We start from the raw sequence: 18,284 nt of genomic DNA, 5'->3' as shown, positions 1-18,284 counted from the left end.
TAGAAAAAAGAACAGACTTCCCTTCTATTATACCGATAAAAAGGGAAAAATGTTCTCATTTTTTTCTAAAAATGCGTAATTAAAAGAAAAACAGGATATTTAAATTCGAATTTAAACACCTTAATATAATTTTAGCAAATGATTTATTTAGCGATTTTAGTCTTTTTTCTCGTAAAACGAATTGATTATTTGTCGCACTAAAAAAAGAGAGAAGAAACTCCTATCGAGTCTTTTCTCTCTTTAAACTAGTTGATTTGAGCTTTCTTTTTATCACGACGAGCTAAAGCTGGCAGGATCATTCCTAATAAAATCAACACAACAGGTGTTATCACATTAGACGCTAATTGAAAGAACCACGCTTTAGGATCAGCCGCAAAATCAATTTTTGGTACCATACCTAAAATACAAGCAAACGCTGTAAATAAGAAACACCATAACCCAAAACCAAAGGCAATTTTCGGATTTTTAATAAACTTATATTCTGATGTGTAGTTTTTATATGCCTTATTCAACATCATATAAGCAAAGAATACCCATAAATAACGCATTGGCATCACAACAGAGTTTAAGTTCGTTAACCATTTGACTAACTCTTTAATATTATCAATCCCAAACATCGGCAAGACGATAATGATACTAACTAAAATACCCGTCAGTAAATATCCGTTTACCAATGTCCCTTTTTTGCTTCTCTTACGTAAAGAAGCTGGTACGAAGTCAGGATCTGCATCTGCTAAAAGAATTTGTAAAGGTGCATCGATTGAGAATGCTAAAGCAGAAATTTGACCAATACCATTGGTAATGGCGTAAATGATCATCAATAAATTCCCCACACCATAATATTCTCCCAATAATTGAAACGCTGTATAAGCACCGTTAGCCATTAAATCTTCTGGGATATTATTACTTGCAAACAACATGCCCATCGCAAACGAACCTAAAACAGCGGACACTCCAACCATGGCAGCTAGAAAAATCATTCCTTTAGGAAATTCTTTCGCTGGATTTCTCATGGAATTGACATAAGGTGAAATTTTTTCAGCTCCGCCAACCGCAAATACCAGCATGGAAACCGTGGTAAAATAACTAAAATCGAATTTTGGAATATACGTGCTGATCTTGTTCATATGAGGTGTTGCAAATTCAACAGTAGAATTCATCATTGGTGCTCCGACTGCTAGCAAAATAAACAGCATAGACATGACGAAAATCGCGGTTCCCGCCATCCCGCCAATTACTTTTAGTGTCATCAACCCTTTTGTCGATAGGAGTAAGAACACTAGAAAAATAGCTAATGAAATCAAGGTAATCCCCACAACAGAAAAATTATTGACAATATTACCATTTCCTTGGATCGCCCAACCAAATGCAATCAGAACTAATTGAGGTTTCTGTGCCAAATAGGGGATATGCACCACCCAATACGTCCACGCAGCATAATAGGCTAATCGTTTTGTACTTGTATTTTGAACCCAAGAACTAACTCCGCCGCTGCTATCTTTAAACGTTGAGCCCAGTTGACCTACGATCAATGCATAGGGAATAAAATATAAGACCAAAATCAAGACCCAAGATGTCACAACAGAAATCCCTTGTTGTGCATAGTTATTCACGACATTCCCTAAGCCCCAAACCATGTTGAAAGCGATCAGACCAACAGTGAACCATCTTAATTGCTTTTGTTCCATTAAACCACTCCTTATCATAATTAAGTATAAAATTTCTTTCTAATCATAATCATTTTTAAGGGTTTAAACAAGCATTCACATGTATAAATATCGATTTTATCAGTAATTTATTAGATAAAAAAAGAAACTTTCTATTTTCTCTAATAAAAAAATTTACACTCTTCAAAAAAAAAGAACTAAAACCTTGATTACACAAAGTTTCAGCCATTTTTTCACGATCTAATGAATAACCATATTCTCATTTAACATGAGAATATGGTTATTCAACGGGATAAACAATTAATTTAACGAAACATCTCTTTTCTTGAACAGCTGCTGCATTGCTAAATAAATAAGTACACTATACACGCAAATTCCGCCAGCCATCTGCCAAAAATTCAAGTATGCCGGAGAATTGATTTCCGATCCCATTTTTTCCATAATTGTGTTCTTGATACTGAGCATATTGAAGGGATTCCATCTCAGCCACTGGTATTTTGCCATCACAACATTTAAAAAAGAATTGATGATGCTACTGCCAAATAGAACACCTAACCCCACACCTACTGCTAAACTTTGAGAACGAATCGCCGCTGATATAAATAAAGTAATTGTAACATACAAAAGAATAAGCAAGAGATTTGCCCCTGCATAAGCACCTGCAACAGTCAACGCATTCCAACCATGATATCCCTTAACAACAGTAAAAGGAGACTGACTATTTAACAACAGGTTAGCGGATACTAAACTGGTCATATACAAAATCACAGTTCCGATCAGCGCATAAATCAAACAGACAACAAATTTTGAAAAAAGAATTTGACTTCTCGTGAAAGGACGGATTAGTAAAAATTTAATCGTTCCCCGACTAAATTCTTCCGCAACGATTGATGCGGCAACAACAACAATAAATAAATTCAGAAATGACGTCATTTCAGTCAAACTTGCAAATAAATCGTTGGCTTTCATCATCACTTCGCCACTTTCAGATTTCGCCGTTGTTCTCACTAAGAATGTGAGCGCAAACGTCATAGCAACTAATAGCAGCCACATGATCCAGGCTGATTTTTTTTTGATCAATTTTGTCCATTCATTTTTTATCAAGATGCTCATGTCATAATCCTCCATCTTCTGTCCAGCGTAAAAAGTTCTCTTCTAGAGAATCTACATGGACTTTTAACTCTTTGATGCCAATACCAGCGTCAACTAATTGTTTGACAAGCGTTGTTCTAGTATCTTCGTTCAATTCGATTTTAAGATAGCTACCTGCTACAGTTACATTATAATGGTCTGCTAGTAAGATCGTCTGTGCTTGCTCTTGTTTATCTGTCTCCAATAAGACAATGAGCTTACTTTCTTCTTCTGGATTGTCCATTGGCCCCACGTATGTGATTTCACCTTTTTGTACAATTACTAAATTATCGCATAATAACTCCATATCACTTAATTGATGACTTGAAATCAGAACGCCTACACCATGGTTTTTCAGATTTTGAATCATCTCACGAAACTCACGCATTCCCTTTGGGTCCAATCCATTCATCGGCTCATCCAAAAGCAGCAAATCCGGCTGATGTAATATAGCTTGTGCTACACCTAATCTTTGACGCATTCCTAAAGAATAGGTTTTCACTTTTTGATCTATATTGTTTTCCAAATGAACACTCCGAATCACCTGATTTAACTTGTCATCTGTGATTGTTTTTGGCGCCATCCTCGCATATTGTTTTAAATTCTCCATCCCTGTCATGTAATTATAAAACTCTGGATTTTCAACAATTGCCCCAACATGTGTCATCGCTTCTTTAAAGTTCGTTGATAAAACTTGACTATCAATCCTAATTGACCCTTCATCATGACTCATCAATCCGACCAACATACGAATAATAGTGGTTTTACCAGCGCCGTTAGGTCCTAACAAGCCAGTGACTTTTCCACGTTCAACTGTAAATGAAGCATCATTGATAATCATTTTTTTCCCTACGCGTTTTGAAATATTTTTCACTTCTAATACTTGTTGTTTTTCCATCATTTACCTTCTTTCCGCTTCAATATATTTTTTTAAGATAAAAATACTAAGCACAATACATATACCGACGAACACAAAATCAAACACTAAATCATCAAGATACAACGGAATATATCCTAACGTGATTTTAAACTGATGGCTCTTGATAAAGGCTAACTTCCTATAGCCGCTCAATAGTTGCTCACTAACCGTCATCTCTCCCCCTATCAACAGGACAAAGAGAACATACTTCGATCCTTTTTGTAATTTGTTTGGCGCATTCATACTGATCCCACTACTTAATAAATAAACCAGCTGAATATAAACCGATGCAGATAAGAAAAAATAACTAACAATTAAAAGGTGTTTCCAATACTCTTGAAAATGCGACATTTGTACTTGGTGATCTAAAAGAAACACCAAGCCAACTAAGCAGCAATAATAGCTAAACAGAAAAATCGTACTTGTAAGCCAGCTAAATAGGATATTACTGAAATAAAATTTGGTTTCACTAATGGGCAGTAAACGATACTGACTATTTTTCCAACTCTTGATTTGCCTATACATTTCCCAAATAAACTGTGCAAAAAAGAAGAAAAAAACGGCCACTAAAACAACTTGAGAGATGCCTTGTATATGGATTTGCTTGATTCCTAGTTTGTAAATCATATACCCACTTAAAAATAAGAAACCAGCCATACTAAAAAACCAAAATTGACGACTTTCTTTACTATATTCCTTCCACAACTGATACATTTAGCGATCACCTGCTTCCATATATCGATCGATCACCCAAATACTAAGGTTAAAGTAAATACACGCTGAAATCAGCTGAACAATCACTTTAGAATAGACATTATCTTTTAATCCGAAGTAATGCAACATGTTTCCTTCTAATAGATCAAACCCAAAACTTAAAAGCCACTCGAATAAAATCCAAAACACAATAAATAGGACAATTTCCAAAATCCACCGATATCTTTTTTGAACAAAATACTTAGCTGTTGATGATAGATAAACGAGAAATTGAACAATTAAAAACAACACGAAAATATCAATAGCAGCAACGATTATACCACTCCACGTGATCCCAATTTGAAACGGGATGTTTATAATTGTATAGTTCATAATCACACTTACCAAAAACGTTCCTATAAAAAAAACAATTCCGACGATCCCACTAAATAATAAATTGCAACGATACAACTTCCTGGTACTAATAGGTAGTAACCGAAAATCCGATGTTCGAAAAAACTGATAGATACGGTTTGATTCCAACACAAAAAATAGAATAAAATAAAGGATAATTGAAAATAGAAAGAGTGCGAAACTTAAATCAACGGACTGCTGTCTACCACTATAAACATTGGCCAAACCCATTAAAAAACTAATGAATAAAGACACTCCGTAAGCTAAGAACAGTGTCTTTGAATAAAATAATCGAAATAAATGGGTCATATTTCGTACACCTCACGATATAATGCTTCTAAATCCTTATGTTTGACTTCTTTCATCGTTTCTAAGGATTCATGAAGAATGATTTTGCCATCGCGCAAAAACAGGACTTCATCAATAATATTTTCGATTTCTCTTAACTGATGCGTGGTAATAATGATCGAACTGTCTTCTTCAAACCACTGCAATAAAGATTGAATAATTTTTTCTCTTGATAACAGATCAACACCACTTAACGGTTCATCCAGTAAATATAACTTTGCTCTTCTTGCTAAGGTCATACTTAAAGCAAACTTTTCCGCATTCCCTTTTGACAAATTGCCGATTTTTTCTGATTCACTTAGGTTCATAAAGCGCAATAATTCATAGGCTCTTCGCTTATCAAAGTCTGTATAAAAACGATCATAAAATGAAATAATTTCTTCTAACCGCTGATTAGGTTGATAATTATTTTTATCTTCTAAATAAGCCACAAAAGATTTTGTTTTTGTTCCAACAACACAGCCATCAATCAAAATCTGACCTTTCCAATTCAATGCTAAACCTGCTAGTAATCGCATGATTGTGGTTTTTCCAGAACCATTTTCACCAATCAAGGCGATAATTTTCCCTGATTGAATAGAAAAATCCAATGCATTAAAAATTTGCTTCATTCCTTTACGATAACTTAATTGCTCTACTTTCACTAAATCATTCATAAATCGTTCTCCCTTTCGACATACTCCTGTAGTAGATCTTTCGCTTGTTCTTGTGTCCAACCAAATTTTTTCATCTCAGCAAAAAAAGTTTCAATCACTTGTCCTACTGCCTGATCTTGTAAATGGCTGATTTTTTCAGTATCTTTTGTTACAAAACGCCCCAATCCGCGTTTAGAAAATAAAATACCCTCACGCTCTAATTCTTGTAAAGCTCGCTGGACAGTATTTGGATTTGTTGCTAATGCAACAGCTAGTTCTCTGACAGCTTTCACTTTTGCTCCAGGCTCTAATTTTCCTGAAATAATTTGCTGCGTGATAAAGTCCATTATCTGTAAATAAATCGGTCGGTCTGTAAGAAAATCCATGACTTTACCTCCAATTCCCTTCACTCTCCACTAGTGTTCTAGTTAGATAGTACACCAATACTTAAAAAAAAACAATCTTTTTTTTGATACGTAGAAAAAGATTGAGTAAAACCAACTGCTCTAATATTTATCTAAAGAACGCTATAACTTTTCTGATCCACAAAAAAAGGCACTAGACATTGCTTTAAAGCTCTTGTCCAATACCTTTTTCTCTTAGAGTAAACTCAAATTCATAGAACAGTCTAAATTTTGTCAAATTTGCTATTCTTCTAATGTTTTTTGTTTTTCCTCCCTAACTGCATGAAGGTCTGATTTTATATCTTTTCTTTTTTGAATCACGACGAAAACAAAACCAATCAGAAAAGGTAAGACAAAACTCCCAAAACGATACAAAAGTAAAGATGAGACTGCATCAACCGTTCCAACTAAAGGTTTGAATAACAAGAGATAGACAAATTCAAATGGTCCAATACCAGCAGGCGTTGGAAATACGCCCGATAAAATAACTGCAAAACTGGTAAAAGAGACGACTAATAGAAAATCGATCGTTGGATGATTCTCAACTAATACGACATAAGGAATCACATACCAAAAAATAAGCTTTGCAACATTCCAGCTAAAAATCCGAAGCATAGCAGAACGATCTTTCGTAATTGTCTGAACTGTTTCTCTCAAAGAGTAGATTTGCAGATTGCATTTGTCTACCCAATCGCGTAGTTTTTTTCGTTTAAAGTATTTGTTTGTCCATTTGATTAGAAAAACTTGGAGATTAATGCTGCTTGAAAGAACAAGCAATGAAAAAATGATGACAAAGGTCAAGACGACACCTATTAAAATAAAAGGGATCATTTTAGGTGCACGCTCATAAAATAAGGAAAACTGGAAAATCAAGCCAAGGACTGATAAGAAAATCACAGCAACCTTATACATAATCATATGCAAAGCGGTCACACCAACGCCTTGAGAAACAGCCAAGCCTTTTTTCTTATAGAAATAAATTTCTGAAAGAAGCGTTCCTGTTCCAAAGGAGATCACACGATAAAATGCAACATAACAAGATGTAAAAAAGCCATCTTTTGTTGTAAAATCCTTCTGAAAATAAGACGCGATTTCTTTGATCGAGCGGCCTTCGACAATTTGGTAGATGACGCCTAATAAAATGACTAAACCGACAACGATCCAGCTTGTTTTCATTAATTGAGCAAATATATCACTGAGGGAATTATCCATCACATAAATGATCACGCCGATCATAATCGCCAACAAGCCAATATTCAAGAAAATTTTTGCTTTAGAATTACTTTTCATGGTTTCTCCCCACTAAAAATGTATTCGCGGTTCTCTTTTATAACTAAAATAAATAATTGCAATAGTCACAAGTGTACCAAAAATAAAGATAAAATAAAAGCGAAATTTTCTCGTTTTATGATGAAAGAGCTGTTGCGCCAGCAAGCCACCAATTCCTCCTCCAATCAGTCCTATAAAAAGAAGATCGAATTCAGGTATACGCCATTTTTTTTGTTTCGCTCTTTGTTTATCAAAATACATTGCAAAAAATTCAAATCCATTTACGATGACTAAATAGATCCATGGTAAATGCTTCAACAACCCACTCATCCTTTTTCCTCCTGAATTAAACTCCTTATAGGATACCTTGAAAGAGTATGCAATGTAAAGTTAATTCAACAAAAAATCAATTGTTTTTAGAAGCTGGCACAAACACAGTCAACCCCTGTTTAATCATTTTCATCTGAATAGGTAAATTCTCACTAGGATCTCCATCTACACGTGTACCGACTTTCTTTTCAGAAATGCTTTTAATTGATATCTCTGATGCAGTTATATACTTTAACCCAGGAATTTCATAGATTTTACCTAAAATGATTTTTGGTAAATAAAAAGCCAACTTAAAAAAATTCAATTTGGGTAAAATTGTTAAATGAAACAAACCATCATCAGGCGATGCAGAAGCATCAAAATTTGTGTACCCTCCAACTGAATTGGTCATCGTGACGGTAACCAACTGCGTTTTCCCCTGCCACTGTTCGTTTTCCGTTTTGATATCTAAACGATAACGCTTCTTTTTGGCCAATAATTTAAAAAAATTCTTTACAAAAATAAGTTTGCCATATTTTTGTTTCTCTTTCTGACTGATGCGGGCAGCAGTATCAGCTAAAAGTCCGATTGTCATTGTACTAATAATGACTTTTTGGTTGATCATACCATAGTCGATTTTTCTAGTTGCCCCCTCTAAAATAACAGCAGCCGCCTCTTCAAATTTTACTGGTATTCCTAAAACCCTAGCCATATTATTCACTGTGCCACCAGGTAGTAACCCAACTTTTAGATGGGGTAATTCGTCTTTAAAATCTGCCACATTGTGATTGATTGTCCCATCGCCGCCGATGAATACCAATGTATCAATATTTTCAGACTTCGCTTTTTCAACTGTTTTGCGACTGTCACAATCCGGCCCCACTTGTTCTAATAGAAAATGAGTCTCCGCATGTCCATGATTTTTCGCATAATCGACAAACTGATTCGCTAATTCTTTCCCTTTATCTTTACCAGATGTTTCATTAAAAAGAATCATTACATTTTCCATCTAAGTTCCTCCTTATATAAATGGTAACAATGTTTCACTTTGTATTTCTCAACATCATTTTATTCACTATGCTGTATTTCAAAGCAAAAGTGAACTGGACTCGTTCAACCTCGACAGAAAAACAGGAAGTAAGTCACTACCTGTAACTTTACTCCCTCTTTTCAATTTTTACTATTATTATCACTAGTTACACTTTTTACTTAGCATTAGATTCTGCAATTTTAACGATGACATCCGTCGCTTTTTCCATCGCTTGTAATGAAACAAACTCAAAACGCCCATGCATATTTTCACCACCAGCAAAAACATTCGGTGTTGGAATCCCTAAATACGAAATCTTTGAGCCATCTGTTCCACCACGAACAGGTTCGATCAACGGTTCAATATTGAGTTCGATCATAGCATTTTTAGCTAATTCAATAATACTCATATCTTTTTCAATTACTTCGCCCATATTGTAATATTGATCAAAAAGATCGATTTGAACACGTTCTTGACCGAATGGTTGGTTGATGATCTCTTGAATTTTAAGAATCAAGGCTTTGCGTGCTTCAAATTTTTCACGATCATGATCACGAATAATGTATGTCATTTGTGCTTCTTCCGGAGTACCGCTCATTTGCGCTAAATGAAAGAATCCTTCATAGCCATCTGTTTTTTCTGGCACTTCATTTTGCGGTAATTGGTTATGGAAATCAATCGCTAATTGTAAGGCATTGATCATCGTATCTTTTGCCGTTCCAGGATGGACATTTTTTCCTTGAATCGTTACTTCTGCTTGCGCTGCGTTGAAGGTTTCATATTGTAATTCGCCCACTGGACCGCCATCCATCGTATAAGCAAAATCAACGTTAAATTGTTCTACGTCGAATTTATCCGCCCCAACACCAATTTCTTCGTCAGGACCAAATGCGACACGTATCGTCCCATGTTTGATAGATGGATTGTTGATCAAAATTTCCATTGCAGTCATGATTTCAGCGATCCCTGATTTATCATCAGCTCCTAAGAGCGTTGTACCATCTGTTGTAATCAAGGTTTGATTCGTATAATTTTTTAGATTAGGAAAGTCGGTAGTATTTAATGTAAATTTCCCTTCGCTATCTAGTTTGATCGTTGATTCACCGTCATAATTTTCAATAATTTGCGGATTGACATTAACAGCATTGAAATCAGCCGTATCCATATGAGCGATAAATCCGATTGAACGAACTTCTTTGTCTACATTACTGGGTAAAGTAGCGATCACAAAACCATTTTTTTCATTATATAAAACATCGCTCATCCCGATCTCTTCCAATTCTTTTTTCAACGTTTGTGCAAAAGCGACTTGCGTTTGCGTTGACGGGGTTGTTTGACTTTTTGGATTAGAACGTGTTTCTGTTTTTACATAGCGTAAAAAACGCGGTAATAAATTCTCATACATGAGTAGATTCCTTCTTTCCACATTATCTAAATTTAAACGGATTCGTATTGACCTCTGATTCGATAAAGGTTACATCCCAATTATAATCTTTTTTCCACTGATTGAATAGTTCGACCAACTTTGGTTTACATAATTGTTCGATATAATGTCCAGGATCGATCACAGATAAGCCTTCTGTCAACATATCATGTCCCGTATGATAATAGACATCGCCTGTGATATAAACATCTGCTTGTTTTTTGATGGCATCGCGGAAAAATTTTTCACCACTGCCCCCGCAAATTGCAACACGCTGAATCATTTTTGTCTCGTCTTTTGCTACAATTCGTAATCCCTCTAAGTCAAAAACTTCTTTGATCGTAGAGACAAACTCCTTTAATGGAACTGCCTTTTTTAATTGTCCCACTCGTCCTAAACCGTACTCTTTGGTAATATTTTCTATTTGATACACATCATAAGCTGGTTCTTCATAAGGATGTGCGGCTAACATGGCTTTGATGACCTGTGTTTCGATTGTTTCTGGAAAGATCACTTCAATTTTTGCTTCTTGTACAGCCTCTTCTTGACCGATCGTACCAAGTGTTGGATTAGCGCCCATAACCGGTGTAAATCTGCCTGTTCCGATCAATGAATAGCTTGTATTTGTATAATCCCCTTGAAGACCTGCCCCTGCTTGCCCTAACACTTTGCGCATCTTCGCTGCATCGTCTATAGGAACAAAAACAGCTAATTTTTTATAGCCAACAGTATGGGTTTTAGTTAAATAGGTCGTATCTTCAATCCCTAAAAGTTCACAAAACCAATCATTTAATCCATTGTCAATAATATCCATATTGGTATGTGCTGCAAAAACAGCGATATCATGCTTTAGTAAATCCGCATACATTTTCGTTTGTAAATCATCTGTATCTAAGCGTCTCACTGGTCTAAAGATAGGTGGGTGTTTTGCAATGATCAAGTCAACTTGCTTTTCGATAGCTTCTGCAACGACTTCTGGACGAACATCCAATGTTACTAAAACTCGATTTAGTTTTTTATTCAATGTACCGATGTGTAACCCTACAGGATCTCCTGCTTCAGCGAGCCACTGGGGACAATACGCTTCAAACCGTTCAATAAATACATTTCCATCAAGACTCATTTGATAAAACCTCCTTGATCTCAGTGATTTCTTTTTCTATTTGTTGGATTCTAGCTTGCTGATCACCAGAAGCTTTGGCTAGTTGCGCTAAAATAGTTTCACGTTGTTTTACTTCACCTTGCCATTTTCTTTGAAAAATAGAAGACCGTTTTTTTAGTAAAATGGGCCCGAAAAGGCGCTCTTTTTCAGAATAAGCAACTCTCACTTCTTGTCTACAAGCTACGATGATTTCATAGATTTTATTATTTTCTTCCAGAATATCTTCATCGATGATTGTATAGCCATGGACTGTCAACCAATCACGTAATGGCTTCTCCCCAATATTTGGTTGTAAAACTAGGCGCTCATTGCCTTGCAGCCGTTGATTCTTCCAACCTGCTTCTAAAATGTCACGAATCAACACACCACCCATGCCGCAAATCGTGACAGCCGTGATTTTATCTGTCTCTTCAACAGCATCTATACCATCTGCTAAGCGAACAGTGATTTGATCATTCAGACCATTTTTTTTCACTTGTTTTTTGGCTGCTTCAAAAGGACCCTTAACAACTTCCCCAGCTACCGCAAAATTAATTTTTTTTTGTAAAACTAATGCAACAGGTAAATACGCATGATCCGATCCAATATCTGCTAAACGGCTTTGTTCAGGGACTAATTCCCCCACGCGTGCCAAACGTTTTGATAATTGATTTTCATTCATTCGTCAATTTCCTCCGTCGCTATTATACCATTGTAAAATGAGGTTGAAAACTTTGAAAGCAGGTATTTTCGCTTTTATCAAAAGATGGAACGCTACTGTACTAAAATAGCTCCTACTCTGCTAGCCTCTCTTTATCAATAAGAAAAACTTATTCTTCCTTTTTTCCTTGTCTTTCCTGCATTTCTTTTCTTAATTGTTTATGCGCTTTTTTTGATCCACGTTCTAAGTCTCTGATTTTTTTGCGATCATGAAAGTCTTCAAACAACGTTTCCAAATCATAATTTGGCGGATAAAGATCTTTGGCACTTTGCTCTAGTTTTAGCTGACGTTTATGGACTCTGATTTTTTCATCTTCTATAAAAATGACTATCTCATCGCTCATCTCAATTGTTTCGTAGACTAAAGCACTTTTCTTTTTATCTGTCCAACATACGCGATCACCTTTTTCATATGTGGGAAATTTCGTTCGCTCTTTTGGTCTTCTGATTTTGTGATGGAACGGCTCTTTTTTTGTTGAATAATTGCGGTCATGTAAATAATTTTGTGCTTGTTTGACCACTTGTTTGTCTAAATTCATTTTATTCGCGATCCAAAAGGCATTACTTTCTCCTATTTGGCCTAAAATCAGTTGATATTTTGGTGTTAAATTTTCCGAATCGAATGCCATTGCAGCTGTTAGAAAGTCTTCATGTTGCTCGGAAAAGCGTTTGATTTCTCCATAATGAGTGGTTGTAATAATGATACTCCCTTTTTTATAGAAAGCTTCCATAATTGCGATTGCTAAGGCAGCTCCTTCATTTGGCTCTGTTCCACTCCCAATTTCGTCTAATAAAATCAAGCTATTTTGCTTTGCTTTCGCCAAGATTACAGAAATATTGTGCATATGGCCTGAGAATGTACTAAGTGCATTTTCAATACTCTGCTGATCCCCAATATCGACAAAAATTTGATCAAAAATCGCAATATTCGTTCCTGGTTCTGCAATAATTTGGACACCAATCATCGTTTGCAATGAGATCAAACCAATCGTTTTCAATACAACTGTTTTTCCGCCAGCGTTAGGTCCAGTAATTGTTAAACCGCGGTATTCTTTCCCTAGCGAAACATTCAGAGGGACTGCTGCTTCACCTAATAAAGTGTGTTTTACATTGACAAATTCGATAATTCCGTCTTGATTGACAGTAGGTTCGATACCATTTATTTCTCGACTGTATTTGGCTCTTGCAAAAATCATATCATATTGCGCAACGACTTCTAGATTTGACTGGATCGACGACATTTTTTCTGCAATCAACCCTGTGAGTCCAAATAAAATTTGATAGACTTCTGTTGCTTCCTCCATTTTCAACTGATACAATTTGTCGTTTAGCTTGGCTACTGATAAAGGTTCAATAAAGACTGTTGTACCTTTTGCTGAAGTATCTACCACATTCCCTGATATTTGGTTTTTATAACTTGCTTTGATTGGTACTGTGTACCGTTCATTTTTCCTTACAATCATTGCTTCTTGAATTTTTGGTTTATTTTGACTATTTCGAAGAAAGGCATGTAACTTTGACTCAATTTCCTTTTCACACTCCTGAATCGCTCTACGAATTTTACGCAGCGTACGACTCGCATCATTTTCCACTTGATTATTGCGGATAACCTGATAAATTTGATTTTCTATATCCGAAAATAACTGCAACGAACCGCTATATCTAGCTAAAAGCGGCGCAATAAATTGATTTTTTTGCATAAACGCTTGAATTAATCGACTGCTTCTAAGAAAGTCAGCGTAATTGACTAACTCGTTTGGCTCTAATATAAATCCTTTTTCGACTTGATTCGTCAAGTGTTCAATATTATTTAACCCCATAAATGGAACATGTAAATTCGCCATAAGCAACGCTTTCGCTTCAGCTGTTTCCTGCAGACGCTTTTTTACAACCTCTATGCGAGTGCTAGGTTGTAGCGCGCAGATTCGTTTTTTGCCATAGTAACTGATGGCATAAGTGATTAGCTTTTCTTTGATTTGATTAAATTGTGTTTTTGTATAAGTTTCTTGATTCACGTGTATCTCTCCTTCTTTAATTGATAGATACCCATCTTTTTGAATAAGACAAAGATTTTACTTGTTCACTGCATTGCTTTTATTAATTTAAAAAAATAAAAAAAGAGACGAAGTGTGCCCTTCATCCCTCAATAATCAATCAATAAAAGATAGCTATATTACAGTCTATCAAGCATTTTTTATGAGTTAAGATAGGTATCAACTTAGGTATACTAAAGAAGCCATCTAAAAATGGTTGTTTCTTCAGTTATTCATTTCCTTAAGTTAGATACTTACACTCACAAAAACACCTCATAATTTTCTTTGACTATTCATTTCTCGCTAAAAGTATACCTTGGTTTTACAGACTCGTCAATCATAAACTTCCATTATGCAATCATAAGTTAGGATAGTTGAAGTAACTTTCGATAGACCTCTAAGTATAATTGACCAGACTTTTCCCAACTGAAATCTTTTCTCATTGCAGCATTCATCAGTTGCTGCCAGGTTTCTTGATCGTGCTGATATAAATCGATTGCAAGATTAGTACTAGACAGCAAGTCCTCAAAACGAACAGCAGAAAAACCAAAACCTGTTCCTTCCTTCGTGATTGGGTTGAAAGGAATCACCGTATCTTTTAAACCGCCAACCTCATGTACAATAGGAAGTGTGCCGTAGCGCATGGCAATCATTTGTGAAAGGCCACAAGGTTCTGTTAAAGACGGCATCATAAATAAATCAGAGCCGGCGTAAATCAATTGGGCCAAGGCTACATCAAAAGTGATGACCGCTTTGAACTTATCTGGATAACGTTTTGAAAACGCTGTAAGAGAATGTTCAATTTCAGCGTCACCTGTTCCTAGAATAACGAACTGGATCTCTTTGTCTAGCAATTTCGTTAAACTATCTACGACTAATTGAAACCCTTTTTGATTAGTCAATCGACTGACGATTCCAATCAACGGCACATTTTCATGCGCAGAAAGTCCCAGTTTTTTTTGCAAAACTTGTTTGTTGGCCTTTTTTCCAGCTAAATCTTCTATTGAAAATTTAGCTGGAATCGTTTGATCGGACTTTGGATCATTCAGTTCATAATCAATTCCATTCAAAATGCCACTTAGCTTTGCTTGTTCTAAACGTAAAACTTCATCTAAGCCAAACCCGTACTCAGGCGTTTTTATTTCTTCTGCGTATGAGGGGCTGACTGTATTCACGCGATCAGCATAAAGTATCCCAGCTTTCAAATAATTGAGCGACTCATTAAATTCATTTTTATAAAGAACAGGATCCATTCCAAAATAATCAGATAACAACTCTCGACTGTACGCTCCTTGAAATTCAATATTATGGATGGTTAAAATGCTTTTGATTGGCTGATAAGTTTTAACGGATTGATATTTTTCCTTCAATAAAAAAGGGATCATCGCTGTATGAAAATCATTTACATGAATAATATCTGGGATGCTTTCCAGTTTGTTTAACATTTCAATGATCGCCAAAGAAAAAAAGGCAAAGCGCTCTCCATCATCCTCATAACCATATAACGTCTCACGATCAAAATAATAAGCATTTTCGATAAAGTAATAGGTGATATCATTCATGATCAAACGCTTCACGCTACATACTTGATGGCGCCAACCAACCTCAACATAAAAATCGGCAAATGTTTCACATCGTGCTTTAAATGTTTCAGGCATTTTAGTAAAATAGGGCAAAACAACCGCAAGTTTTGCCCCTTTTTTAGCCAGTTCTTTCGGTAAAGCAAACGCTACATCCCCTAATCCGCCTGTTTTAAAAAAAGGCGCACACTCAGCCGATGTAAATAGGATATTCATAACTCCAGTCCTCCAATAACGTCATTTTCAACCACTTGATTTTTGGGGATTACCACAGGATTTTGTGCGCTTCCAATAATTCTAACACCTGGTTTTACTGTCACATATTTATCCAATATGGCATAGCTGATCTCTGCATCTTCTTCGATCTGAGCATTTGACATAATGATCGCTTGTTTGATTTTAGCGCCCTTTTTAATGATTGCTCTTCTTGAAATGAGACTGCTTTCTAAGCTGCCTTCAATAATACACCCTGTGGCACACTGACTATTGGTTACTTTGGAAGCTTCTGAATAATAGGTTGGTACTTCATTTTTACGTTTCGTATATATTTTTTGTCCTTTGTACATCAAGTCGTTGAATTTTTTTTCAGTCAACATATCTAGGTTCGCCTGATAATAGGAAGGAACATCCTGAATATTACTTAAATAGCCTGTATATTCATACGCTGACGCTTGAATAGGAACTACTTTTTCTGCCAAAAGTCCATGAAGAGTGGTCGTTCCATCCTGTTTTTGTTCGATTCTCAGTTGGTCCATCAGCCATTTAGTTTGGACAATGTAGGTATTCATCGACAGATTTAAACGCTCCTCTTTTTCAAACGTTTGTGCAAAAGTTTTTACCTGTGCAACATTTCCCGCAGAATCGACATCAAGAATTTGATCCTCTGCGAATAGTTTTGTAGGGTCCATTTTTTTATATACAACGGTCATTTTATTTTTGTGTGCGCGATGATAGGTCAAGACCGCCCGAAGATCGATCGAACTCAGCATATTACTTCCCATAAAAACAGTATATTCTGCTTCTGATTTTGCTAGATAGTCAATCACTGAAGCATAATAAGGCAAGCCTTGCGCTTTTTGTTTTAATAAATCCTGATAAAAATAAACAAAATAACTATTTTGCAGTGAATCGAGATTCCACTCTTTCCCACCACCGATATGATCAAATACAGACCGTGTCTCACCTTCATTGAATATCATAAAAATCGAGTTGATATTTGCATTTGCAATGCTAGAAAGAGGAAAGTCGATCAGTCGATATTTACAATCAAAAGGCAGTGTGTCTAAAGGACGATTTTCAGTTAATGGCGATAATCCTTCAAACGTTGAGACATTCCCTAAAATAGTACACATTTTTTTAGTCTTCATCACTTTGCACTCCAATCACTTCAGAATAACCGATCACTTCAATTTCATTTTCATTGTAAACAACTGAATTATCACCAATAATTGCGTTCTCACCAATGATTGCATTCTTGATTTGGACATTTTTACCAATAACTGCTCCTGGCATGATCACGCTGTTTTCAATAGTTGATCCGCTCTTTACTTTTACGCCAGTTGAAAGAATACTATCTGTGATCGTTCCTGAAATAAAACAGCCATCAACAATCAACGAAGTTTTGACTGAAGCTGTTTTAGTAATAAAATGTGGTGGTGAGATATTATTTTTAGAGTAGATACGCCAGTTTTTATCCCTCATATTCAACGCATTCTCTAAACCAATAAATTCCATATTCGCTTCCCACAAAGAATCGATCGTTCCAACATCTTTCCAATACCCGTCAAAATGATAGGCGTACACATTTTCGTCAGCTTCTAAATACGAAGGAATCACATGTTTTCCAAAATCCAGCATTTGTCCATCTTTAGAATAGCTATCTAGCAATACATTGCGTAACCGGCCCCAGTTAAAGATATAAATCCCCATAGAAGCCAAATTACTTTTCGGTTCCGCAGGTTTTTCATCAAATTCAATGATTCGCTGATTGTCATCTGTGTTCATGATGCCAAAACGTGACGCTTCTTTCAAAGGAACCTCAATCACTGCTACCGTTAATGAAGCGTTATTGGCAATGTGTTCTTCCAGCATTGCTTCATAATTCATTTTGTAAATATGATCCCCAGATAAAATCAAGACATATTGAGGGTCCATCTGGTCAATAAACGCAATATTTTGATAAATAGCATGGGCCGTACCTTCAAACCATTTCTCACCGTCCGAACTTGAAAACGGTTGTAAAATCGTCACACCAGAATCAATGCCGTCCAACCCCCAGCTAGAACCATTCCCAATATGATTATTTAACGCTAAGGGCTGATATTGAGTCACGATACCGACATTTTTGATGCCTGAATTGACACAGTTACTTAAGGTAAAATCAATAATACGATATCTACCGCCAAAAGGCACAGCTGGTTTGGCTATATTCTTGGTTAACTTTCCTAGACGAGTTCCTTGTCCTCCTGCTAAAATCATTCCAAGCATTTCTGTTTTCATTTTGTTTCGGGTGACGTTGCACCCTGCCCCCTTTCAAAAGTGATTTTCTGTGTACAGGTCAAACAGCCT

At 36.0% G+C, this 18,284-nt stretch carries 17 protein-coding genes; all 17 read right to left on the bottom strand.

Annotated elements, in window-relative coordinates:
- Positions 1-245: 245 nt before the first annotated feature.
- Positions 246-1,688 carry an APC family permease gene (locus IGJ50_RS13115; protein ID WP_429950812.1) on the bottom strand — a complete coding sequence of 481 codons (1,443 nt, stop codon included), beginning with the start codon at positions 1,686-1,688 and terminating at the stop codon, positions 246-248.
- 279 nt (positions 1,689-1,967) lie between these two features.
- On the bottom strand, positions 1,968-2,780 hold the full coding sequence (locus IGJ50_RS13110) for an ABC transporter permease (RefSeq protein ID WP_429950810.1): 813 nt from the start codon (positions 2,778-2,780) through the stop codon (positions 1,968-1,970).
- A 1-nt stretch (position 2,781) separates the two neighbouring features.
- Positions 2,782-3,696: an ABC transporter ATP-binding protein gene (locus IGJ50_RS13105; RefSeq protein ID WP_069638644.1), complete on the bottom strand. Its 915-nt coding sequence runs from the start codon at positions 3,694-3,696 to the stop codon at positions 2,782-2,784.
- 3 nt (positions 3,697-3,699) lie between these two features.
- Positions 3,700-4,431, bottom strand: a complete 732-nt coding sequence (locus IGJ50_RS13100) for a hypothetical protein (RefSeq protein WP_429950808.1) — start codon at positions 4,429-4,431, stop codon at positions 3,700-3,702.
- Positions 4,432-4,803: a hypothetical protein gene (locus IGJ50_RS13095; RefSeq protein ID WP_239574073.1), complete on the bottom strand. Its 372-nt coding sequence runs from the start codon at positions 4,801-4,803 to the stop codon at positions 4,432-4,434. It lies immediately after the preceding gene.
- 326 nt (positions 4,804-5,129) lie between these two features.
- Entirely contained in the window at positions 5,130-5,828 is a 699-nt protein-coding gene (locus IGJ50_RS13090) for an ATP-binding cassette domain-containing protein (protein WP_069638647.1), read from the bottom strand.
- Positions 5,825-6,193 (bottom strand): GntR family transcriptional regulator, encoded by a 369-nt coding sequence (locus IGJ50_RS13085; RefSeq protein WP_429950806.1) that lies wholly within the window; start codon positions 6,191-6,193, stop codon positions 5,825-5,827. The genes IGJ50_RS13090 and IGJ50_RS13085 overlap by 4 nt, the downstream gene beginning before the upstream one ends.
- 261 nt (positions 6,194-6,454) lie before the next feature.
- Positions 6,455-7,501 (bottom strand): lysylphosphatidylglycerol synthase transmembrane domain-containing protein, encoded by a 1,047-nt coding sequence (locus IGJ50_RS13080; protein WP_069638649.1) that lies wholly within the window; start codon positions 7,499-7,501, stop codon positions 6,455-6,457.
- A 12-nt stretch (positions 7,502-7,513) separates the two neighbouring features.
- Positions 7,514-7,810 (bottom strand): DUF1294 domain-containing protein, encoded by a 297-nt coding sequence (locus IGJ50_RS13075; RefSeq protein WP_069638650.1) that lies wholly within the window; start codon positions 7,808-7,810, stop codon positions 7,514-7,516.
- 76 nt (positions 7,811-7,886) lie between these two features.
- Positions 7,887-8,798, bottom strand: coding sequence for a diacylglycerol/lipid kinase family protein (locus tag IGJ50_RS13070; protein ID WP_069638651.1), 912 nt, complete (start codon positions 8,796-8,798; stop codon positions 7,887-7,889).
- Between the two features lie 196 nt (positions 8,799-8,994).
- Positions 8,995-10,224, bottom strand: a complete 1,230-nt coding sequence (pepT, locus tag IGJ50_RS13065; protein WP_429950803.1) for a peptidase T — start codon at positions 10,222-10,224, stop codon at positions 8,995-8,997.
- 22 nt (positions 10,225-10,246) lie between these two features.
- Entirely contained in the window at positions 10,247-11,365 is a 1,119-nt protein-coding gene (locus tag IGJ50_RS13060; protein WP_429950800.1) for a Nif3-like dinuclear metal center hexameric protein, read from the bottom strand.
- A complete protein-coding gene (locus IGJ50_RS13055; protein ID WP_429950797.1) occupies positions 11,355-12,065 on the bottom strand; it encodes a tRNA (adenine(22)-N(1))-methyltransferase in 711 nt (236 codons plus the stop codon). Before IGJ50_RS13055 ends, IGJ50_RS13060 begins: the two co-directional genes overlap by 11 nt.
- Before the next feature lie 148 nt (positions 12,066-12,213).
- Positions 12,214-14,118 carry an endonuclease MutS2 gene (locus tag IGJ50_RS13050; protein ID WP_429950795.1) on the bottom strand — a complete coding sequence of 635 codons (1,905 nt, stop codon included), beginning with the start codon at positions 14,116-14,118 and terminating at the stop codon, positions 12,214-12,216.
- A 383-nt stretch (positions 14,119-14,501) separates the two neighbouring features.
- The gene (gene glgA, locus IGJ50_RS13045; RefSeq protein WP_429950793.1) at positions 14,502-15,932 is read right to left on the bottom strand and encodes a glycogen synthase GlgA; all 1,431 of its coding nucleotides are present in this window, start codon (positions 15,930-15,932) and stop codon (positions 14,502-14,504) included.
- Positions 15,929-17,083 carry a glucose-1-phosphate adenylyltransferase subunit GlgD gene (glgD, locus tag IGJ50_RS13040; RefSeq protein ID WP_429950791.1) on the bottom strand — a complete coding sequence of 385 codons (1,155 nt, stop codon included), beginning with the start codon at positions 17,081-17,083 and terminating at the stop codon, positions 15,929-15,931. The genes glgA and glgD overlap by 4 nt, the downstream gene beginning before the upstream one ends.
- The gene (locus IGJ50_RS13035; RefSeq protein WP_069638657.1) at positions 17,073-18,215 is read right to left on the bottom strand and encodes a glucose-1-phosphate adenylyltransferase; all 1,143 of its coding nucleotides are present in this window, start codon (positions 18,213-18,215) and stop codon (positions 17,073-17,075) included. Before IGJ50_RS13035 ends, glgD begins: the two co-directional genes overlap by 11 nt.
- Positions 18,216-18,284 lie beyond the last annotated feature (69 nt).

The organism is Enterococcus sp. AZ101 (genome assembly GCF_050499005.1).
In the GTDB taxonomy this organism is placed as follows: domain Bacteria; phylum Bacillota; class Bacilli; order Lactobacillales; family Enterococcaceae; genus Enterococcus_L; species Enterococcus_L ureilyticus.
Note: the sequence above shows the minus strand (reverse complement) of the source record. Positions and strands in the feature narration are given on the sequence as shown.